The sequence below is a fragment of the Shimia sp. MIT1388 genome (assembly GCF_047124445.1).
Lineage (GTDB): Bacteria > Pseudomonadota > Alphaproteobacteria > Rhodobacterales > Rhodobacteraceae > Shimia.
Genome location: NZ_CP138921.1, coordinates 746,666 through 765,764 on the forward strand (window position 1 = coordinate 746,666; position 19,099 = coordinate 765,764).

The following is a 19,099-nucleotide window of genomic DNA, read 5'->3' on the forward strand; positions in this document are numbered from 1 at the left end:
AAATTTTGCGGCTCACGTAGGCATTCATACCTAGGCACAGTGTCCCCAGGCACGGCTCAGGCGGAAATACTGATTTGAAGAGAGAGGTTTGCGATGGAGATTCGCGAGCGCTTGAAAGAATTCACTGTGCAAGACGACCGCCTTGGTGCGGTCAGCTTTTTTGGCACCTTTGCGTTCTATTTTGCCACGCTTTATCTGGCGATTGCCAATCAGGGTACGTGGTACATTCTGATCCCTATGATGGCGCTCAACGGGCTTTCTGCCGTGCGATTGTATGTGTTGCAGCATGACACCGGCCACGCCTCGCTGTTCAAAAGCCGCAAGCACAACGATTGGGCGGGCGAAGCGCTGTCGGTGGTGACCTTTGCGCCCTACGCGGCCATGCGCCACAATCACAACATGCATCACAGCCACCTTGGCAATTTGGAGCATCGCGAGACCGGTGAAATCCACACCATGACCCTGCGGGAATGGAACGAGGCCGGGTTTTGGGAACGCCTGCAATACCGGCTCTACCGCAATCCCTTTGTGCTGATCCCTCTGGGCAGTCTGTTCACCTATTTCATCCGCTACCGCTGGCCCAAAAATGCCCACACCATGTGGAAATCGGTGCTGCTGCACAACCTGGCGATTTTTGCCTACATGGGCGTGCTCTATGCGCTGGCCGGTTGGAACGGTGTGCTAATCTGGTTCCTGGCGTCCTTCTTTGGCGGCATGGTTGGGGTCTTCATGGTCTACCTACAGCATAATTTTGAGGACACCTATTGGGACCGCCGTCCCGATCTGGACCCGCGTCTGGCGGCGCTGCAAGGCTCGTCAGCCTTGGATCTTGGCTGGTGGATGGATCTGGCATCGGCGAACATCGCCTACCACGACATCCACCACTTCAACGCCCGCATCCCGCATTACAACCTGCGCAAATGTCACCAGATGATCCGCGACGAATACGACCTGCCCACCATCGAGTGGCCGGAGGCGATCCGGTCGTTTTCGCTCAAGCTGTGGGACGAAGAGCAGGAGCGCTTGGTACCCTTTCCCAAGAACCAGCCGCAAGGCGCGGTGCCGGCGGAGTAGGCCGGGGGCCAGCCCCCGGACCCCCTGGATATTTGGGGACAGATGAAAAAAGCGCGGCTCCATTGGGCCGCGCTTTGCTTTGTTTTCTGTTGCTGGGGCTTAAACCAGCTTGCCGTCCGCGCTCAACGTGGATTTGCCACCCAGATACGGCACCAGCGCCTCTGGCAATACAACCGAGCCATCCGCCTGCTGGCCGTTCTCCAGAACCGCAATCAGACAGCGGCCTACGGCAAGACCGGAGCCGTTCAGCGTGTGCACATACTCGGGCTTGCCGCCATCTGCCGGACGGAAGCGCGCGTTCATGCGGCGGGCTTGGAAATCACCGGTGGTGGAGACAGAGCTGATCTCACGGTAGGTGTCCTGACCCGGAATCCACGCCTCGATGTCATAGGTGCGGCGCGCGCCAAAGCCCATGTCACCGGTGCAGAGCACCACAGTGCGGTACGGAATGCCCAGCTTTTCCAGAATGCCTTCCGCACAGCCTAACATGCGCTTCTGCTCATTGTCAGACTCGTCCGGGTGGGTGATCGAGACCATTTCCACCTTCTCAAACTGGTGCTGACGCAACATGCCGGAGGTGTCCTTGCCGGCGCTGCCTGCTTCGCTGCGGAAACACAGCGAATGCGCGGTCATGCGGATCGGCAGGGCGCTTTCGTCGAGAATGTCGGTGGCCACGGAATAGGTGAGCGGGATTTCAGAGGTCGAGATCAACCACCAGCCGTTGGTGGTCTGATAGCTGTCCTCGGCAAATTTTGGCAGCTTATCAGTGCCATACATCGCCTCATCGCGCACCAGAACCGGTGTGTTGACTTCGGTCAGCCCATTTTCATCGACATGCACATCGATCATGAACTGCGCTAAGGCCCGGTGAATACGGGCCACAGCGCCTTTCAGCATCACAAACCGCGCGCCGGAGATTTTGGCCGCGGTTTCAAAATCCATGCTCGCGGCCACGCCGCCAATCTCGAAGTGTTCAACCGGTGTAAAATCAAAAGACTTGGGTGTGCCCCACTGTTTGATTTCGACGTTGTCGTCCTCATCGGCACCGTTTGGAACATCGTCTGCCGGCAGGTTGGCAATGCGTGCCAACGCGTCGGTCAGCTTGGCGTCGATCTCCTTGGCCTCGTTTTGCATTGCTGCCACTTCGGATTTTTTCTCACCCACCAGTGCGCGCAGCCGTTCAAACTCGGCCTCATCACCCTTGGCTTTGGCGGCGCCAACCTCTTTGGCCGCAGCCTTTTGCGCCGCCTGAGCCGCCTCAGCCGCGCCGATTTTGGCACGCCGCTCTTCATCCAAAGCCAACAGGGAGGATGACATGGCCTCATCCCCACGGCGGGTCAGGGCGGCGTCAAAAGCGGCCGGGTTTTCGCGGATCGCTTTAATGTCATGCATCGGTCAAGTCCTTCAGATGATGGTGATTCATAGACGCCAGTGTATGCCGGAGTGCGCTACGAAGGGGAAGGGTTGTGTTCGTTAGTTCATTGTCGGATTTGCGACGCGATCCAATCTCGTCTCCTTTCCTGAAATTCGTCGTATGAAATTTGTTGGTCTGGCCAATGGCTAGGTCGCTTAACCCCTTTGGGCAACTCGACGTTTACGTCGCCAAATGTGTTGTCCCAGGGCAGGTCGCCTTCGTCCAAAGATCTAAAATCCGTGTGTTTGAGAGCAGTCCCTTTGAAAGATACCTTTTTTAGTCCTGTCAGGGTGTCAAAGGTAACAGAATCCAAAATCGCGCCGTCAAAATTTGATCCTTCGAGTTTGGCTTGAGAAAAATCGACGGACCTGAGATCAGACCCCAAAAATAGTGTTTCGTTCAAGCGAGCGCCAGTGAAATCTACTAAAAACACAGATGAGCGGGATAGGTCCGCGGCGAAAAGGCTGGCGCCCATTAGCTGACTTCCCGACAGATGGCATCCGTTCAACTTGGCGCCGATTAAGTTAGCCCTAGAAAGAGAAGCATCCTCTAAGAATGTTCCAACGAGATCGGTCGAGCTGAGGTTTGTGCAATGAAGTTTTGCCATTTCAAAGTCAGTTTCGACCAGACTCGTACAATAGTGGTTTGCTCCGTCGAGCGCAGCTTAGCGAAACAATCCCTTGTCGAAGTCGAGACCTGAAAGATCCATACCTTGTAAATTTGCCTTTCGAAGATCTATTGAAAGTGAACTAGGTTCAACTCCGTCAATTCGGGCGAGGCGCCCGAGAACTTGGACCGCATTTTGAAGGTCAGACCGTGGTAGAGGAAGATGTTCTACCAAAGTTTCAACTTCACTCAGCCACTCGTTCACCAGTGGAAAAGGATCAACTTCTGTTTCAAAAGTCTGGGCCGCTTGAGAAGACTCGCGCACATACACACTCAACAGTCGCGAGACTCTCGCAGCTTCAATGGGCTGTTCCTTTACTAAGCCTTCAAGTCGATCAATTGCAGCGTTTCTGCGCACAATGTCGTCTTCCCAAACCGTTTCGAGCTTCCCACCGACATCCTTTGTCACTTGCCTTTGGGCGTGCAAATCTGCTGCGGCTTCCGTGATCTTTTCGTTGAAAAGCGACGCCATTGCGGTTTCTGTTTGTTCTCTCGTCAACCGCAGCCTCTGAAGCGTCACCGGCAAAATCACCACCGCGCCCAGTACCGTCGTCAGGGCGGTCAATTGCACCAACCGAAAACGCCAGTCCCAAACACCTTGCGCATTGTCTCGTGTGGGTGGGGCTTGCATCAACACGTCCCAAATCAGGCCAAACAGTCCAGCCACCAAAAGTAGAAAGACCAGGGACCACAAAATTGCCAGAACTATCGAGACAAAGAGGGGCAAGGAATCCATGCCAAGCTGCGCAAACGGTTTCTCAATTGGCGCTTTGACCGCTTCCTTTGCATGCTTCAGGGTTGCTTGGATCAGCAGCGCACAGACCGTGAGCCCGCCAAGGACAATCAGTCCCCAAAGCAGCATCGGCGCGTTTGTTTGCAGCATTTTGATAGCTCACCTGTGTCACTCGATATCAAAGTCACTCTAGGGTTGTGCCTGTGGGAGGTCTACCCGCGCATTTCCTCGCATCTCACCTTGCAACTACGGCCCAAGCCCCATAGGTTCCCTGCGACTTTGCGGGGCACTGTGCCGCGCCATCTAGAGGGACCTTAACCTATGCAAGAACTCGGTCAGTTTCTGCCGCTCATTCTGATCTTTGTGATCATGTATTTCCTGCTGATCCGCCCACAGCAGAAGAAGATGAAAGAACACCAAGCCATGGTCGCCGCCGTGCGCCGCGGCGATCAGGTTGTGACCCAAGGTGGTCTGATCGGTAAGGTCACCAAGGTCAAAGACGACGCGGAAATCGAAGTTGAACTGGCGGAAAACGTGAAAGTGCGCGTGGTGAAATCCACCATCGCTCAGGTCACTTCCAAAACCGAACCGGCCAAAGCCGAGTAACCCAAAAACAAGACCAACAGGGCATCTGACATGCTGCAAATTGACCTTTGGAAACGGGTCCTGATCTGGCTCACCTGTGTGGTGGGCCTGCTTCTGGCCATGCCAAACGCGTTTTATCCGAGGGTTGAGGCCCATAATGACGCCGTCGCGGCGATCGAAATGGGGGCCTCCGGCAACGGGCTTGAGGAGCAGGCGGCGATGTGGCCGTCTTTCCTGCCATCTCGTCTGGTGAACCTGGGTCTTGATCTGCGCGGCGGCGCGCATCTTTTGGCCGAGGTACAGGTCGAGGATGTTTATGCCGCCCGCATGACCAGCTTCTGGCCGGAAGTGCGCGACCTGCTGCGCGGCGAGCGGGCCACCATTGGCACCATCCGCCAGCAGCCTGGTCCGGACACCGAGCTACGCTTCAAAATCTCCAAGCCCGAAGCCATTCAGGAGGCCGCCAGCCTCGTGCGTGGTCTGTCGCGCCCGGTGACCTCGCTCACCGGGGCAGGGGCCAGCGATATTCTGGTGCGCACCGAAGGCGACATGATCATCGTGGAGCTGTCAGATGCGGAAAAACTCGCCTCTGATGAGCGCACGGTGCAGCAGGCGCTGGAAATCATCCGCCGCCGGATCGACGAAGTGGGTACGCGCGAGCCGACCATTCAGCGTCAGGGCGCAGATCGTATCCTCATTCAGGTGCCGGGCATCGGCTCTGCCTCTGAGTTGAAAGAGATCATCGGCACCACCGCTCAGTTGACGTTCAACCCGGTTGTGAGCCGCACCTCTGACGCGGAGGCGCCCGCCGGTGTAGGAAACAAAGTACTGCCGTCTATTGACGAAGAGGGCGTGTACTACATTGTCGAAGCCGCCCCCGTTGTGACCGGCGAAGAGCTGGTGGATGCGCAGCCCAGCTTTGATCAGAACAACCGTCCGGCTGTGTCGTTCCGCTTCAACCCAACCGGGGCGCGTAAGTTTGGCGACTACACTGCGGAAAACATCGGCAGCCCCTTTGCTATTGTGCTGGATGACGAGGTGATTTCCGCTCCTGTGATCCAGAGCCACATTCCCGGCGGCTCCGGCATCATCACCGGGCGTTTCTCTGTGGAAGAAAGCACCAACCTCGCCGTGCTGCTGCGCGCAGGCGCGCTGCCAGCGGAACTGAACTTCCTCGAAGAACGCACCATTGGCCCGGAACTGGGCCAAGACAGCATCGAGGCAGGCCGCATTGCCTGTATCGTCGCCTTTGTGGGCGTGCTGGTCTTTATGTTCCTGAGCTACGGCACCTTTGGCGTCTTTGCCAATATCGCGCTTATCCTGAACGTCGGCCTGATCTTTGGTCTGCTGTCGCTCATCGGCGCGACGCTGACTTTGCCGGGCATTGCCGGGATCGTTTTGACCATCGGTATGGCGGTGGACGCCAACGTGCTGGTGTTTGAGCGGATCCGCGAAGAGCTGAAATCGGCAAAGGGTCCAGCCCGCGCTATTGAGCTTGGCTATGAAAAAGCCCTGTCGGCAATTCTGGACGCCAACATCACCACCTTCATCACCGCTGTGATCCTCTTTGCCGTGGGCTCCGGCCCGGTGCGCGGCTTTGCCATCACGCTCGGCCTTGGCATCCTCACCTCGGTCTTCACCGCGATCTTTGTGACGCGTGTGCTGATCGTGATGTGGTTTGAACGCCGCCGTCCCAAGACAATCGAGGTATAAGCCATGCGTTTGAGACTTGTTCCCCAAGAGACCAAATGGGATTTCTTCTCCCGCCCAACGCTTTGGCTTGGCATCTCCGGCGCGCTGATGGTGGCGGCTTTGGTAAGCTTCTTCATCCAGGGCCTGAACTTCGGCATCGACTTTAAGGGTGGCACCACCATCCGGACAGAAAGCGCACAGGAAGTGGTGATCGCAGATTACCGCGCCGCGCTGGAGCCGTTGGAGCTGGGCGACATTTCGATCACCGAAGTGTTTGATGTGACTTTTGAAGAAGATCAGAACGTTACCATGATCCGCATTCAAGCCCAAGAAGGCGAAGAAGCGGTCACCGCTGACATGATCCGCAAGGTTGAGGCCCAGCTGCAAACCGTGGCGCCGGACATCACCTTTGTGTCCGTGGAATCCGTGGGGCCAAAAGTGTCCGGCGAATTGATTACCACAGCGGTGATCGCGGTTCTGCTCGCGATTGGCGCGGTGCTTGTCTACATCTGGCTGCGCTTTGAGTGGCAGTTTGCGGTGGGCGCTGTGATGGCCTTGGTGCACGACGTGGTGCTGACCATCGGTGTGTTCTCTGAACTGCAGATCAAATTTGACCTCGCCATCATTGCGGCGCTCCTGACCATCGTGGGCTACTCGTTGAACGACACCGTGGTTGTGTTTGACCGCGTGCGGGAAAACCTGCGCAAGTACAAGAAGATGGATCTAAAAGAGGTGCTGAACCTCTCAATCAACGAAACCCTGAGCCGGACCGTGATGACCTCCGCCACCACTTTGTTGGCGCTGATCTCGCTGTTTGTGTTGGGCGGCGACGTGATCCGTGGCTTTGTTTTCGCTATGATCTGGGGTGTGATTGTTGGGACCTACTCGTCGATCTTTATCGCCTCTGCAGCGCTTCTGAAACTTGGCGTGAAGCGCGACTGGTCCAAACAGGCCAACACCGCTGGCAACAAGTTTGCTGACATCGACGCCTGATGTCTTGACCCAGGCGCTGGCCCTTGAAGGCCTCGCCTGGGTTGCTCTTGCCGCCTTTGTGGCCGGCATTGTCCGCGGGTTTGCCGGATTTGGCACCGCGATGATTTACCTCCCCATCGCTGCGCAGGTCATGCCACCCCTCTGGGCCATCGTGACCTTGGCAGGCATGGACATTATAGCCCCCTCCGTGCACATCCCTGCGGCCTTACGTAATGGCCACAAGCGCGATTTGGCGCGGCTGATGATTGGGGTGGTGCTGATGATGCCGGTTGGGTTGTTTGTGCTCACTCGCACCGATCCCAGCGTATTCCGCTATCTGGTCTCGATCCTTTCCATTGCGATGCTGGCCGTGCTGCTGTCCGGCTTTCGCTATCGCGGTGCGGTCACCAAGCCGATGGTCTACGGCATCGGCGGGGCAGGTGGGTTTCTTGGGGGCGCCGCAGGCCTTCCGGGGCCGCCAGTGATCCTGTTCTACATGGCCAGCCCGCACGGTCCGTCGGTGATCCGCGCCAACACCTCTGCCTATTTGTTTTTCTATGACATCCTGTTGGTGGTGGTCCTTTTGATCCTCGGCCGCTTTGATCCGGCGCCGTTTGTCTTGGGGCTGTTGCTGTCGATCCCGGCCATGGCGGGCAATCTTTTGGGCGGCTGGCTCTTCCATCCGCGTTATGAGCGGCTATACCGAGGTGTGGCCTACCTGATTATCGCCAGCGCGGCGGTGTCTGGATTGCCTTTCCTAAGCGGCGGAGGATGACCCCATGCAGATGACCGAAGTGACCTACGCAGACGCGATTCCCATCGACAGCTACGGCACCGGCTTTTTCCGCATCGGCGGCGAGGTTATCAAGGGCGGGGCCATCATCCATGCCAAAGGCGCGCGCAGCTGGGCTGGCTATGAGGACGTGGACGCGGTCTTGGCCCTCAAGGATGAAATCGACTTTATCCTGATGGGCACGGGCGCCAATATGGCCCCGGTGCAAAGCGCGTTTCGCCAAACCCTGGAAGCGGCGGGGATTGGCGTGGAGCCAATGGCCTCACCATCCGCCTGCCGCACCTACAATGTGCTGGTCAGCGAGGGCCGGCGCGTGGCGGCGGTGATGTCGCCGGTTGAAGAGGCTGCGAAAGAATGAGGGGCGCTGCCCCTCCTTGGCCGCAGGCGGCCAATTCCTCCCCGGGATATTTTGGGAATGAGAAAATTGGAGCTGCGCAACGGTCGCTGCGTTCACACTCTTTGATTTAGGTTAAGGTGCGCACCCCCACCTCCGCGATACAGCCACGATACAGACGTGATACCGACGTCGAAATTCAGCAGGGTCAAAAGGTTAATCCTTTTGCCAGCCAAGGGGATGGGGTAAGCCTCAGAACATGATTTTACGTGTCAAAGATGTCAGCGTGGCCCGCGGCGGCGTGGCGGTTTTGGAGGGGCTGACCTTCGAGATTGCCCCCGGTCAGGCGCTGATCTTAAAAGGTCCAAATGGCGTGGGCAAAACCACGCTTTTGCGCACGGTCGCCGGCCTGCAACCGCCTTTCAAAGGTGAGGTGGATGCGCCGGAAGAGGCGGTGGCCTACGCCGCGCACAGCGATGGGTTAAAGTCCATGCTGACCGTGGAGGAAAACCTACGTTTCTGGGCGGAGGTCTTTGCGCAGTCGGACATCGAAAAAGCCATTCAAGCCTTTGATTTGGTTGACTTGCGCAACCGATTGGCAGGCAGCCTGTCTGCGGGTCAAAAACGCCGATTGGGCCTTGCGCGCCTGTTGGTGACTGGCCGTCCAATCTGGGTGTTGGATGAGCCCACTGTGTCTTTGGACACGGCATCCGTGCAGCTTTTTGCCGATGCTGTGCGGGCGCATCTGGCAGCGGGTGGAAGCGCCTTACTCGCAACCCATATTGACCTTGGATTGGACGTGACTGTGCTGGATGTCGGTCCGTTCCGCGCCAAACAAGGTGACGCGCCGGTCAGCGGCTATGATGAGGCGTTCCTATGAAGGCACTGCTTTTGCGCGACTTGAAACTGGCCTTTCGCGCCGGTGGCGGCTTTGGCCTCGGCATCGCGTTTTTCCTGATTGTTGTGATACTTGTGCCCTTCTCAGTAGGGCCGGAAAGTGGCCTTCTGACCAAGATTGCCCCCGGTGTTTTGTGGCTTGGCGCCTTGCTCGCCTGCCTGCTGTCGCTGGACCGAATTCTGGCGCTGGACTGGGAGGACGGTACGCTTGATCTGGTCGCCACATCGCCATTGCCGCTAGAAGGCGTGGTCTCGGTCAAAGCGCTGGCCCACTGGCTCACCACCGGGGTGCCGCTTGTGGTCGCAGCCCCGGTCTTTGGCGTGCTGCTCAATCTGCCGCCCCAAGGCTTTGTCTGGCTGGTGACATCGCTGGCGCTTGGCACGCCTGCACTCAGCGTGATTGGCACCTTTGGCGCCGCTTTGACGGTGGGTATCAAACGCGGTGGATTGCTGCTTTCTCTTTTGATTTTGCCACTTTACGTGCCAACGCTGATCTTTGGTGCAGAGCTGGCAAGACGCGGCGCGGAAGGGCAAGACATCACCACGCCACTATTAATGCTGGCGGGGATTACCTTTGGCGTGATCGCGCTTTTGCCTTTTGCAAGCGCCTTGGTGTTGCGGATGAATCTGCGCTAGCGCGCGGACCGCTTAACCCATATCAAGGCAACAACGGTGCTCTCATGGAAGTGAGGTGCACACCTGACGACGACAAGATAGGACACCCTCATGGGATCGATCTGGGAATATGCCAATCCGGTGAAGTTCAGCCAAACCGTGTCGCGGTTTCTGATGCCGGTAGCCGTTTTAGCCGCAATCGCAACGATTGTCGGATTGGTCTGGGGGTTTTTCTTCACGCCGGATGACTATCGCCAAGGCTCTACCGTGAAAATCATCTACCTGCACGTGCCCTCGGCTCTGATGGCGATCAATATCTGGTTCATGATGCTGGTTACCTCGCTGATCTGGCTGGTGCGCCGTCACCATGTGAGCGCGTTGGCCGCGAAGGCTGCGGCACCGGTGGGCGTGGTCATGACCTTGATCGCGCTTTGGACCGGTGCGGTCTGGGGCCAGCCGATGTGGGGCACCTGGTGGGCCTGGGACCCGCGTTTGACGTCCTTCCTGATCCTGTTCCTGTTCTACCTGGGCTACATCGCGCTCTGGGAAGCGATTGATAACCCGGATACCGCCGCAGACCTTACTGCTGTGCTCTGTATTGTGGGCTCTGTGTTCGCCATGTTGAGCCGCTATGCGGTGAACTTCTGGAACCAGGGATTGCATCAGGGCGCGTCGATCATGCGGGCCGGGGCGGTGACGGGCACCGACACTGAGGAAAAGGTCTCCAACGTGTTCTTTTACCCGCTGATGATGTGCATCATTGGCTTTGTCCTTTTCTTCATTGCGCTGGTGCTGTTGCGCACCCGCACGGAAATTCACAAGCGGCGCACCCGCGCGCTGCTGGCACGGGAGCGCATGGCATGATGCCGGATCTGGGAAAATACGCGGACACCGTTTTGTCGTCCTACGCTGTGTCGCTGTTGCTGATTGTGGGGCTGATCTGGTGGAGCCTGCGTGCCGCCCGCAAAGCCCGCGCAGAGCTTGAAGATGTGGAAGGGCGCCGGAAATGAGCGACACTCCCGCCAAGAAAAAAGTCTCACCGCTGATGTTCCTGCCACCGCTGCTGTTCGCGGGATTGGCAGCGATGTTCCTTTTGGGCATGCAGCGCGAAAACCCAAACGAGCTGCCAAGCGCCTTGGTTGGGGAACAAGCGCCTGACGTTCAGATCACCATGCTGGGCGACAAAGAGATGTGGGATGACAGTGCTTTGCGCACAGGTAAGCCAACCCTGGTGAATTTCTGGGCCAGCTGGTGTGGTCCGTGTCGCGTGGAGCATCCCAACCTGATGCAGTTGCAAGCCGAAGGGCTGACCATCTTGGGTGTGAACTATAAGGATGCGGCCGGTAACGCGCTGAGTTTCCTGGAAGAACTGGGGGACCCCTACACCGCGGGTGGGGCCGACACCACCGGCCGCATGGCGCTCAATTGGGGCGTGTATGGCGTGCCGGAGACCTATCTGATTGATGGCGACGGCAATGTGCTTTTGCGCATCGCAGGCCCGGTGACCGAGCGCGAAGTCGAAGGCCGCATCCGTCCTGCGCTTGAAGCTTTGAACTAAAGATCCGCACTGAAGAAAACAAAAAGGCCTCGGCGCGGTAACGCACCGAGGTCTTTTTTTTAAGTACTATGGGCTTAGCCCTCGATCATATCCACACGGGTGCCGTGGCGACCGCCTTCGAATTCGGCACCCAAGTAAGCGTCAACAATTTCCAGCGCGAGACCTTCACCAACAACCCGAGCGCCAATCGACAGCATGTTGGCGTTGTTGTGGGCGCGGATCATGGCAGCGGAAAATGTGTCCGAGCACACGCCGCAACGAATACCGGGCACTTTGTTGGCTGCCATCATGATGCCTTGGCCGGTGCCACACAGGACAATGCCCAGATCACAATCGCCAGAGGCCACGCGCTCCGCTGCGGCTTTGCCGTGCAGTGGGTAGTGGGTGCTCTCGGTGGTGGTGGGGCCAATGTCGACCACCTCATAACCCTTGGCGGCAACATGGGTGGCAACCGCTTGGCGCAGGTCGATGGCGGCGTGGTCGCTGGAAAGCACGATGCGTTTGGTGTCAGACATAGGTGGCAGACCTTTTTGTGAGTGTTGGCCCGTCCATAGGGGCAAAGGCAAACAAGTGCAATTGGCCTCTGTTGCCTTTGGGCTGTGGTCGCGAAGTGACGCTCACTCTTTCTCGCGAAACCTTGATTGGCATGTCACATCATGTGCGCATAAAACGGTCTTCGGGGACACACTCAATGGAATGGACTTCGGTATGATCGGAAAGATTGGCATCCGCACAACGGGCGCTCTCGCGGCTTTGTGGCTTGGCCTGGCGACGCCGGTGTTGGCAGAGGTTAAACCGGTTGTGGTGGAGCTTTATACCTCGCAAGGTTGTTCCAGCTGTCCTCCCGCAGACGAGTACTTCCACAAGCAGCTGGCGAGGCGCGATGATGTGATCGCTCTGGCCTTTCATGTCGACTATTGGGATTATATCGGCTGGAAAGACATCCATGCGGACCCGGCCTACACCGAGCGTCAACACACCTATGCCCGCGCAGCAGGCCATCGGTCTGTCTACACACCGCAGATGATTGTGAACGGCAAAGATCATGTGGTTGGCACCCATCCGGGCAAGGTTGAGGGGTTGATCAAATCCCACTTCAAGAGCAGCTCTGCGGTGGATCTCTCCATCACACGAGACGGCAACCAACTGCGCATCAAAGCGTCTACGGACACGCCGGCCCCGATGCAGGTGCACGTGATCCGCTACAAAGCCGCGGAGAAAGTCTCCATCAAACGCGGCGAAAACGCTGGTCGTGTTTTGACTTACGCCAACATCGTGTCCGAGTGGGAGACGGTGAAGGATTGGAACGGGCGCAGCGATCTTTCAACCAACGTACGTGTCAAAGGCGACGCGCCCATTGTGGTGCTGATCCAACATGAAAACGGCGGCCCCATCGAGACCGCCGCGCGTATCAAGTAATTGACGTAACGAGGTTTATTCGTCGTCGTCATCATCCTCAGAGATGAGTTCGATCTCGCCAAGTTCGACCAGTTCGCGCACGGCTTTGGTGACCTCTGACATGGCCGCTTCGGCTTCTTTGGTTTTCACCTTGCCGCGGTCGCCGATCGCTTCACGCAGCTGATCTGCCATCCGGCCAGACATGTTGGACAGGATGAACTCGGTCGACATGCCAAAGTCGCCTTCGGTGGCGTAGGCCATGGCGGTGACAAGCGCACCTTCGTCGATGTCTTTGGTTAATTTCGGCACATCCAGTGGCTTCACGCGTGTCGCGATATGCGCATAGGTGAAGATCCGGCGGCGCACAGCATCGGCAAACTCGGCGTCTTTTTCGTCCAGAGATCCGAGCACTTCGTCCCGCGTGGCTGTGGAGGCGCTGTTGAGAATGGCACCCAGGCGATCTTCCGGACCCTCTTTGAACGCTTTTGGCGGACGATCTTCGATCTGGCACGCCAGCGTCAGGCCAATGCGATCCACCGCTTCCGGCGTAATGCTTTCGGTCATCGACATGGCAAAAGTAATGCGACGGGCCTTGTCGCCTGGCAATTTGGCCAGCACCTCGGCGGCTTTGTCCACCGGCAGTTTTGAGATCAGGACCGCAGAAACTTCGATGCTCTCGCCATCAACCATTTCGATCAATTCCTGGGTGGAGAGTTCTTTGATGCGGGCCCATGGGTTGCCAATCATGCGCACACCCGCCTCTCGACGCAGGCGCGCCTCGGTCATCGGGCTGATTTGCCCCTGCAGCACGCTGAGCGCACCGGAAATACCATTGGGGAAGGAGAGGCCAATCGATTCAAGCTCTTGGGCAAACTCCATAAGCACATCGGCCAAGGTTTCCCGGTCGATATAGCCCATGTCACCCATCATATAGGTCAGGTCCGCCTGATGATCATCAGACAGTTCCGCCAGCGCGAGCTCCGCCCCTTCGTTGAGCAGAAAGCGAACAATAATGGCCGCTTTCTGCGGGCGGGAGATATTGGTTTTGCGCATGCCACCGAAGCTCGGCATGTCATCGACGCCACCCAGCGGCGCCAAAGGAATCGCATTGTCCATCAAGGTCTCCATATGTCTTGAGCGCCAATCAATCACCCAAGCCTAAAGAAACCCTGAAGAAGATGGTTAATAATTGAAAGTTGTGCCCGTCCGGATGGCTTCCGCCAACGAAGCTTCCGGCCACCCGCCGTCACCGCCGCGATCGCGGATTTCCTTCAATTGAAGCCGCGCCAAATCCAAGCGCCCAGATTCCACATGCGCTTGCCCGAGATAGGAGCGCGCCAAAAGGTTATTTGGGTTCTGTTTCAATGCTTTGTCGTAGAAGACCAAACCGGCATCCACATTCCCAAGTTTGCGATGTGTAAAGCCCCAATAGGTCAGCGCTTGGTCAGAGGTCTGATCCGACAGAGTTGCCAGTACGGCCTGCGCTTCCTCTGTGTGCCCTGCGTAGGCCAGTGCCCGCAGTTCTTTGATGCGATCCTCGTCCGTCAAGGAACTGTCTTGCTGCGGCACACATTTGCCTTTGCTCTCGCTAAAGACATTGCCCTTGGTGCAGGTCACGGTCTTGGGTTTTGGCTCCGACGAGCCGCTGCCCGCAGCCCAGAGAGGGGTGGCCAATGTGGTCGCCACCGCAATTGAAATCAGTCCGCGCGTCAAAGTCATGAGGAACTCCACTCAAAAGATAACTCTTTGAAGATACGGTATCACGGCACCTTCGGATGCAAAAATCACGGAGCTGTCAGATTGCAGAAACAAAAAAGGCGCACCCGGATGGATGCGCCTTTTGATGGTTTTATGCCGTCGCGTTAGTCTTTGAAAACGCGGGCAAAGATCGTGTCGACGTGTTTGGTGTGGTAGCCCATGTCAAACTTCTCGTTGATGCCATCAACACCCAGAGCGGCCACAACATCGGCGTCCGCCAGAAGTTGCTCCTGGAAGTCCACACGCTCCTCCCAAACTTTGAGCGCGTTGCGCTGCACCATGGCGTAGGCGTCTTCACGGGACACGCCGGCTTGGGTCAGTGCCAGAAGAACACGCTGAGACATCACCAGACCCGGGAACTTGTTCATGTTGTCGAGCATGTTCTCTGGGAAGATCAACATCTTGTCGACGACACCAGCCAAACGGTTCAGGGCGAAGTCCAGGGTCACAGTGGCGTCCGGGCCAATGCCGCGCTCGACGGAAGAGTGGGAAATATCCCGCTCGTGCCACAGGGCAACGTTTTCCATCGCCGGGATTACAGTCATACGCACCAGACGGGCCAGACCGGTGAGGTTTTCGGTCAGAACCGGGTTCTTCTTGTGTGGCATCGCCGAGGAGCCTTTTTGCCCCATGGAGAAGAATTCCGCGCCTTCCAGCACCTCGGTGCGCTGCATGTGGCGGATTTCCACAGCGATGTTTTCGATCGACGAGGCAATCACGCCCAGAACCGCAAAGAACATGGCGTGACGATCACGCGGGATCACCTGCGTGGAGATCGGCTCAGGGGTCAGGCCCAGCTGTTCACAGACGTGCTCTTCTACGGCTGGGTCGATGTTGGCGAAGGTGCCGACCGCGCCGGAGATGGCGCCGGTGGCGATCTCTTCACGCGCTTGCTGCAGGCGGGCCTTGTTGCGGTCCATTTCGGCGTAGAACCGCGCGAAAGTCAGGCCCATGGTTGTTGGCTCTGCGTGGATGCCGTGGGAGCGGCCAACGCGCAGGGTGTCTTTGTGCTCAAACGCACGTTTTTTCAACGCGGCCAGTACCTTGTCCAGATCGGCCAGCAAGATATCGGCGGCGCGCACAAGCTGCACGTTCAGGCAGGTGTCCAGCACGTCGGAAGAGGTCATACCCTGGTGAACAAAGCGCGCTTCCTCAGAACCAACATGCTCGGCCAAGTGGGTCAAAAACGCGATCACGTCATGCTTGGTCACGGCTTCGATCTCGTCAATGCGCGCCACGTCAAACTCTACGTCTTTGGCTTTCCAGACCGCGTCCGCGTTTTCCTGCGGGATCACACCCAGCTTGGCCTGTGCGTCACAGGCATGCGCCTCGATCTCGTACCAGATTTTGAATTTGGTTTCAGGCGACCAAACGGCAACCATATCGGGGCGGGCATAGCGCGGGATCATAATCTCAGCCTTGCATTGTTAGCTATTGGGGTCGCGGCCCGTTTAGACGGTGCAACCCAAAACAGCAAGGTTTTCACGCTGCAATGCGGCGATTTCCTCCGGAACCCCCTATACAATCGCCTAGATTGAGTGTCCTATGGCCGTGATATTTTACTGGAGGCATTTATGCATAAGACGTTGAGGCTGGGCGGCCTGCTCCTGAGTGCTGCGCTTTGGGCCGCGCCCATGGCGGTGCAAGCGGACACCCAGGTGGTCTACAGCGATCAATCCCGCAATGTGTTTCAGGTGGATGTGCCTGATTTCTGGAAGCTGCGCGTGGGTGGCCCTCGGGAGTTGTCTCCCGACGGGGATGAGGACATCCGAGCGGTGGAGCGCGTGTTCGGCTTGGAACCGGAGAGCGATCACGGGGTTTGGGTGGGGCTGATTTCGCCGCCTCGGTTCCGTTCCCTGGAAGATGCCAAGGAATACGCCCGCGGTTTGAGTGGTCAGCTGGCCAAAACCACCGAGATCCTGAGTGCCGAAGACCGCCGCGTTGGCAACTACCCGGCAACTGTGATCACCGGCACCGGGCGACGGGACGGTCGGCCTGTGTCCTTCAACGTGACCATGCTCGACATCAAAAACGGTCGGGTCGTGGTCGCGCTGACCATCATGTCTCAGGGCTTTGACCAAAGCGCCCTAGCTGACGTGAACGCCATTCTCACTTCAATCAAAGCGCGCTAGGGAGGCCGGATTATGAAGTCTTTTCAGAGACCTTTGAAACTTCTAGCCGCTTTGGCGACGGGTGTGACCTTGTTAAGTGCCTGTGAGAACACCGGCGGCGGCGGCTCTTCGGCCTATTATGACTCGATGATGTGGAACGACTATTATTACCGTCCATATCCGCCGCGCCCGGAGCGTCCGCCGCGTCCGGAACACCCGATTGAGCGCCCACCGGAACGTCCGGTGCACCCGATTGCACCGCGTCCACCAGTCACACGTCCAACGCCGCGCCCACGACCGACTCCTCGGCCAGCGCCACGTCCGTCGCCACGACGGTAAGGGGCGTGGTCACGCCAGTTGCGTGACCACTTTGCTGGACTGCTCCAAAGTGCGATGCACAGGGCAGCGGTCCGCGATTTCCAACAACCGGGCGCGCTGCTCTTGGGTGAGCGCGCCTTCCAAGTGAATTTTGCGGCGAAACTGGTCCACTTTTTGCCCGGCCGGGGCTTCGGCATCTGCTGCATGAATCTTGTCGTGGCACACATCCACCCAAACATGGTCCAGAGGCCAGTTTTTGCGCCGGGCATACATGCGGATGGTCATGGATGTGCAAGCGCCGAGGCCTGCCGACAAAAAACCATAAGGCGTCATGCCACGGTTGCTGCCGCCATAGGCCAGGGGCTCATCGGCCAAGGCGTGATGGAATGGTCCGGCGTTCACATCCTGCAAAAAGCCTGCCGGATTGGCCTCTGACACGCGCACAACACCTTCTGGCGCACCAGGAGGCGGGGCAGGCGGAGTCAGTGTCAGATATCGTCCCACCCAGGAGGCAATCACCTCCGCGGCGTATTCCGCGTCTTTGGGATTGGTGATCAAATGATCGGCGTCATCCAATGTGACAAAGCTTTTGGGATGTTTGGCGGCCTCAAAAATCTGCGCAGCGTTGTCGATGCTGACCGTGGCGTCGAGAGGCGCGTGCAAGACGAGCAAGGCCTTGTTCAAGCTGGCAATGCACTTACTGAGGTTCTGATTGGATATGTCTTCGAGAAAGGCTTTTTTGATTTCAAACGGCCGACCGCCCAGCGACACCGTGGCTTGACCATCGAAGGTGATCTGATCGGTATGCGCGTCAAACTGATGCGCCACATGCGCAGGATCAGAGGGCGCGCCCAAGGTGACAACCGCTTTTGCCGTGTCGATTTGCGTGGCTGCGCGCAAGACCGCTGCGCCGCCCAGGCTGTGCCCAATCAGTAAATCAGGGGCCATATCACGGCTTGAGAGGTAGTCTGCCGCTGCAATTAAATCGGCCACATTGCTGGAAAAATGCGTGTTGGCAAATTCGCCTTCGGAATGTCCAAGGCCAGTAAAATCAAACCGCAACACGGCGATGCCCATCGTGGCGAGGCGGGCCGCAATTCGCCGCGCCGCCGGAATATCTTTGGAGCAGGTGAAACAATGCGCAAACACCGCAGTCGCCAGATGTGGCCCTTCCGGCAGATCCAGGCGCGCGGCTAATATGTCGCCGGCGTAACCGGCAAATGTGATGCGTTCGGTGGGCATGAGGCGCTCCTTTGTCGTGTTGTCCCAATGTGGGCCGGAAGCGCAGGGGAGCAAAGCCACTGCCACACAATCTCACGGCAAGGTGACCTGATGCGAGCAGGGCGCAACGCAACGGCACCAAAGTTTGTTGATGTCATAAGGGATTGGCTGCGCTACGCCTGTTGGCATGACAGAAATCTTGCAGACCTCCATTCCCTATGACGCTTTGGCAGACCGCCCGCTGCCCGGCATTGCGCCTTTAAACCTCGAGGATTGGTTGATCGTAGATGATGCCTACGCTGCGCAAATGTCGTTGCGTAGCAGCCTGTTATCCGAAAAACCTGATCTGGTTTCTGCCCTGTCCGAAAAGGCCCTACCTGCGGCGCAGGAAGTGCTGGACATGGCGCTGGATCAACTGGCAGACCGAGCTGATTTCGATGTTGGGCAGCAAGAGGTGCGCTGTCCTGATGGGCGTGTCGTTGCCATTGATCGCGCAAACCCGCTGCGTACACTTGGACAGGTCATTCAGGAAGATATTTGTCTGATGCAAAAGGTTGGCGAGGAACATGTGCTCACCGGCGCGGTGTTGTGCTTTCCGGCCAGTTGGACCTTGTCGGAGAAATTCATGCGTCCGTTGATCGGGATACATGTGCCAGTGGCAGAGTATGACGACAACATCGCCAAACGGGTCCAACGGCTGTTTGATGGTGTGCGGGCAGGCCGGCCGCTGTGGCGCAAAAACGCACTCTGGTATGACGATCCATCGTTGTTCACACCACGCCCGGAGGACGCACCACGTGATCCTGTGCCCGCGACAACCGGCGCGTTTCTGCGGTCCGAAAAGCAGTGCATTCTGCGCCTGCCTCAAACAGACGCGGTGGTGTTCTCGATCCACACATTCATGGTGCGGCGTGAACAGGTAATGCAAGCGCCCGCGGCCCAATAGAGCAGCGGGCGCAA

Annotated in this window: 23 protein-coding genes; 15 read left to right on the forward strand and 8 right to left on the reverse strand. The window is 57.8% G+C overall.

What is annotated here, in order from left to right; translation table 11 throughout:
* The first annotated feature begins 93 nt into the window (after positions 1-93).
* On the forward strand, positions 94-1,074 hold the full coding sequence (locus tag SIB92_RS03670; RefSeq protein ID WP_412554541.1) for a fatty acid desaturase: 981 nt from the start codon (positions 94-96) through the stop codon (positions 1,072-1,074).
* A 99-nt stretch (positions 1,075-1,173) separates the two neighbouring features.
* Here the strand turns inward: SIB92_RS03670 and serS are convergent, their stop codons facing one another.
* The 3 genes from serS to SIB92_RS03685 form a co-directional block, all read right to left on the reverse strand.
* A complete protein-coding gene (gene serS / locus SIB92_RS03675) occupies positions 1,174-2,466 on the reverse strand; it encodes a serine--tRNA ligase (protein ID WP_412554542.1) in 1,293 nt (430 codons plus the stop codon).
* Between the two features lie 86 nt (positions 2,467-2,552).
* A complete protein-coding gene (locus tag SIB92_RS03680; RefSeq protein ID WP_412555792.1) occupies positions 2,553-3,116 on the reverse strand; it encodes a pentapeptide repeat-containing protein in 564 nt (187 codons plus the stop codon).
* Positions 3,117-3,152: 36 nt separating this feature from the next.
* Positions 3,153-4,037: a hypothetical protein gene (locus tag SIB92_RS03685; protein WP_412554543.1), complete on the reverse strand. Its 885-nt coding sequence runs from the start codon at positions 4,035-4,037 to the stop codon at positions 3,153-3,155.
* A 171-nt stretch (positions 4,038-4,208) separates the two neighbouring features.
* On the opposite strand from SIB92_RS03685, the gene yajC reads away from it, so the two are divergent.
* The 10 genes from yajC to SIB92_RS03735 all read left to right on the forward strand — a co-directional run bounded on the left by yajC (position 4,209) and on the right by SIB92_RS03735 (position 11,333).
* The gene (yajC, locus tag SIB92_RS03690) at positions 4,209-4,493 is read left to right on the forward strand and encodes a preprotein translocase subunit YajC (RefSeq protein WP_412554544.1); all 285 of its coding nucleotides are present in this window, start codon (positions 4,209-4,211) and stop codon (positions 4,491-4,493) included.
* A 30-nt stretch (positions 4,494-4,523) separates the two neighbouring features.
* Positions 4,524-6,185: a protein translocase subunit SecD gene (gene secD / locus SIB92_RS03695; protein WP_412554545.1), complete on the forward strand. Its 1,662-nt coding sequence runs from the start codon at positions 4,524-4,526 to the stop codon at positions 6,183-6,185.
* Positions 6,186-6,188: 3 nt separating this feature from the next.
* Entirely contained in the window at positions 6,189-7,157 is a 969-nt protein-coding gene (gene secF, locus SIB92_RS03700; RefSeq protein WP_295178572.1) for a protein translocase subunit SecF, read from the forward strand.
* A 4-nt stretch (positions 7,158-7,161) separates the two neighbouring features.
* A complete protein-coding gene (locus SIB92_RS03705) occupies positions 7,162-7,911 on the forward strand; it encodes a TSUP family transporter (RefSeq protein WP_412554546.1) in 750 nt (249 codons plus the stop codon).
* Positions 7,912-7,915: 4 nt separating this feature from the next.
* A complete protein-coding gene (locus tag SIB92_RS03710) occupies positions 7,916-8,287 on the forward strand; it encodes an Mth938-like domain-containing protein (RefSeq protein WP_412554547.1) in 372 nt (123 codons plus the stop codon).
* Positions 8,288-8,522: 235 nt separating this feature from the next.
* On the forward strand, positions 8,523-9,143 hold the full coding sequence (ccmA, locus tag SIB92_RS03715) for a heme ABC exporter ATP-binding protein CcmA (protein WP_412554548.1): 621 nt from the start codon (positions 8,523-8,525) through the stop codon (positions 9,141-9,143).
* Positions 9,140-9,796 carry a heme exporter protein CcmB gene (gene ccmB, locus SIB92_RS03720; RefSeq protein ID WP_412554549.1) on the forward strand — a complete coding sequence of 219 codons (657 nt, stop codon included), beginning with the start codon at positions 9,140-9,142 and terminating at the stop codon, positions 9,794-9,796. Before ccmA ends, ccmB begins: the two co-directional genes overlap by 4 nt.
* 90 nt (positions 9,797-9,886) lie before the next feature.
* Positions 9,887-10,639 (forward strand): heme ABC transporter permease, encoded by a 753-nt coding sequence (locus tag SIB92_RS03725; RefSeq protein ID WP_412554550.1) that lies wholly within the window; start codon positions 9,887-9,889, stop codon positions 10,637-10,639.
* Positions 10,636-10,785: a heme exporter protein CcmD gene (ccmD, locus tag SIB92_RS03730; RefSeq protein ID WP_412554551.1), complete on the forward strand. Its 150-nt coding sequence runs from the start codon at positions 10,636-10,638 to the stop codon at positions 10,783-10,785. Before SIB92_RS03725 ends, ccmD begins: the two co-directional genes overlap by 4 nt.
* The gene (locus SIB92_RS03735) at positions 10,782-11,333 is read left to right on the forward strand and encodes a DsbE family thiol:disulfide interchange protein (RefSeq protein WP_294118771.1); all 552 of its coding nucleotides are present in this window, start codon (positions 10,782-10,784) and stop codon (positions 11,331-11,333) included. The genes ccmD and SIB92_RS03735 overlap by 4 nt, the downstream gene beginning before the upstream one ends.
* A 74-nt stretch (positions 11,334-11,407) precedes the next feature.
* On the opposite strand, the gene rpiB is transcribed toward SIB92_RS03735, so the two are convergent.
* The gene (rpiB, locus tag SIB92_RS03740) at positions 11,408-11,848 is read right to left on the reverse strand and encodes a ribose 5-phosphate isomerase B (RefSeq protein WP_412554552.1); all 441 of its coding nucleotides are present in this window, start codon (positions 11,846-11,848) and stop codon (positions 11,408-11,410) included.
* Between the two features lie 193 nt (positions 11,849-12,041).
* Between rpiB and SIB92_RS03745 the strand changes: the two genes are divergently transcribed.
* The gene (locus tag SIB92_RS03745) at positions 12,042-12,752 is read left to right on the forward strand and encodes a DUF1223 domain-containing protein (protein ID WP_412554553.1); all 711 of its coding nucleotides are present in this window, start codon (positions 12,042-12,044) and stop codon (positions 12,750-12,752) included.
* Positions 12,753-12,767: 15 nt separating this feature from the next.
* Here SIB92_RS03745 and SIB92_RS03750 read toward each other — a convergent pair whose 3' ends face one another.
* The 3 genes from SIB92_RS03750 to purB all read right to left on the reverse strand — a co-directional run bounded on the left by SIB92_RS03750 (position 12,768) and on the right by purB (position 15,898).
* Entirely contained in the window at positions 12,768-13,847 is a 1,080-nt protein-coding gene (locus SIB92_RS03750; RefSeq protein ID WP_412554554.1) for a flagellar motor switch protein FliG, read from the reverse strand.
* A 66-nt stretch (positions 13,848-13,913) separates the two neighbouring features.
* Complete coding sequence (locus SIB92_RS03755) at positions 13,914-14,450, reverse strand: tetratricopeptide repeat protein (RefSeq protein ID WP_412554555.1); 537 nt, start codon at positions 14,448-14,450, stop codon at positions 13,914-13,916.
* A 143-nt stretch (positions 14,451-14,593) separates the two neighbouring features.
* A complete protein-coding gene (purB, locus tag SIB92_RS03760; protein ID WP_295178594.1) occupies positions 14,594-15,898 on the reverse strand; it encodes an adenylosuccinate lyase in 1,305 nt (434 codons plus the stop codon).
* Positions 15,899-16,063: 165 nt separating this feature from the next.
* Here purB and SIB92_RS03765 point away from each other — a divergent pair, with 165 nt between their 5' ends.
* A complete protein-coding gene (locus SIB92_RS03765) occupies positions 16,064-16,621 on the forward strand; it encodes a hypothetical protein (protein ID WP_412554556.1) in 558 nt (185 codons plus the stop codon).
* Between the two features lie 12 nt (positions 16,622-16,633).
* Complete coding sequence (locus tag SIB92_RS03770; protein WP_412554557.1) at positions 16,634-16,939, forward strand: hypothetical protein; 306 nt, start codon at positions 16,634-16,636, stop codon at positions 16,937-16,939.
* Positions 16,940-16,948: 9 nt separating this feature from the next.
* On the opposite strand, the gene SIB92_RS03775 is transcribed toward SIB92_RS03770, so the two are convergent.
* Entirely contained in the window at positions 16,949-18,160 is a 1,212-nt protein-coding gene (locus tag SIB92_RS03775; RefSeq protein ID WP_412554558.1) for an alpha/beta fold hydrolase, read from the reverse strand.
* A 166-nt stretch (positions 18,161-18,326) separates the two neighbouring features.
* Between SIB92_RS03775 and SIB92_RS03780 the strand changes: the two genes are divergently transcribed.
* Positions 18,327-19,085 carry a heme-dependent oxidative N-demethylase family protein gene (locus tag SIB92_RS03780; protein WP_412554559.1) on the forward strand — a complete coding sequence of 253 codons (759 nt, stop codon included), beginning with the start codon at positions 18,327-18,329 and terminating at the stop codon, positions 19,083-19,085.
* Positions 19,086-19,099 lie beyond the last annotated feature (14 nt).

Coding starts and splice junctions, on each gene's coding strand:
- secF (WP_295178572.1), top strand. CDS start 6,189: ATGCGTTTGAGACTTGTTCCCCAAGAGACCAAATGGGATTTCTTCTCC.
- ccmB (WP_412554549.1), top strand. CDS start 9,140: ATGAAGGCACTGCTTTTGCGCGACTTGAAACTGGCCTTTCGCGCCGGT.
- SIB92_RS03745 (WP_412554553.1), top strand. CDS start 12,042: ATGATCGGAAAGATTGGCATCCGCACAACGGGCGCTCTCGCGGCTTTG.
- secD (WP_412554545.1), top strand. CDS start 4,524: ATGCTGCAAATTGACCTTTGGAAACGGGTCCTGATCTGGCTCACCTGT.
- SIB92_RS03725 (WP_412554550.1), top strand. CDS start 9,887: ATGGGATCGATCTGGGAATATGCCAATCCGGTGAAGTTCAGCCAAACC.
- ccmA (WP_412554548.1), top strand. CDS start 8,523: ATGATTTTACGTGTCAAAGATGTCAGCGTGGCCCGCGGCGGCGTGGCG.
- SIB92_RS03775 (WP_412554558.1), bottom strand. CDS start 18,160: ATGCCCACCGAACGCATCACATTTGCCGGTTACGCCGGCGACATATTA.
- SIB92_RS03770 (WP_412554557.1), top strand. CDS start 16,634: ATGAAGTCTTTTCAGAGACCTTTGAAACTTCTAGCCGCTTTGGCGACG.
- serS (WP_412554542.1), bottom strand. CDS start 2,466: ATGCATGACATTAAAGCGATCCGCGAAAACCCGGCCGCTTTTGACGCC.
- SIB92_RS03735 (WP_294118771.1), top strand. CDS start 10,782: ATGAGCGACACTCCCGCCAAGAAAAAAGTCTCACCGCTGATGTTCCTG.
- rpiB (WP_412554552.1), bottom strand. CDS start 11,848: ATGTCTGACACCAAACGCATCGTGCTTTCCAGCGACCACGCCGCCATC.
- SIB92_RS03755 (WP_412554555.1), bottom strand. CDS start 14,450: ATGACTTTGACGCGCGGACTGATTTCAATTGCGGTGGCGACCACATTG.
- SIB92_RS03765 (WP_412554556.1), top strand. CDS start 16,064: ATGCATAAGACGTTGAGGCTGGGCGGCCTGCTCCTGAGTGCTGCGCTT.
- purB (WP_295178594.1), bottom strand. CDS start 15,898: ATGATCCCGCGCTATGCCCGCCCCGATATGGTTGCCGTTTGGTCGCCT.
- SIB92_RS03670 (WP_412554541.1), top strand. CDS start 94: ATGGAGATTCGCGAGCGCTTGAAAGAATTCACTGTGCAAGACGACCGC.
- SIB92_RS03685 (WP_412554543.1), bottom strand. CDS start 4,037: ATGCTGCAAACAAACGCGCCGATGCTGCTTTGGGGACTGATTGTCCTT.
- SIB92_RS03780 (WP_412554559.1), top strand. CDS start 18,327: ATGACAGAAATCTTGCAGACCTCCATTCCCTATGACGCTTTGGCAGAC.
- ccmD (WP_412554551.1), top strand. CDS start 10,636: ATGATGCCGGATCTGGGAAAATACGCGGACACCGTTTTGTCGTCCTAC.
- yajC (WP_412554544.1), top strand. CDS start 4,209: ATGCAAGAACTCGGTCAGTTTCTGCCGCTCATTCTGATCTTTGTGATC.
- SIB92_RS03750 (WP_412554554.1), bottom strand. CDS start 13,847: ATGGACAATGCGATTCCTTTGGCGCCGCTGGGTGGCGTCGATGACATG.
- SIB92_RS03710 (WP_412554547.1), top strand. CDS start 7,916: ATGCAGATGACCGAAGTGACCTACGCAGACGCGATTCCCATCGACAGC.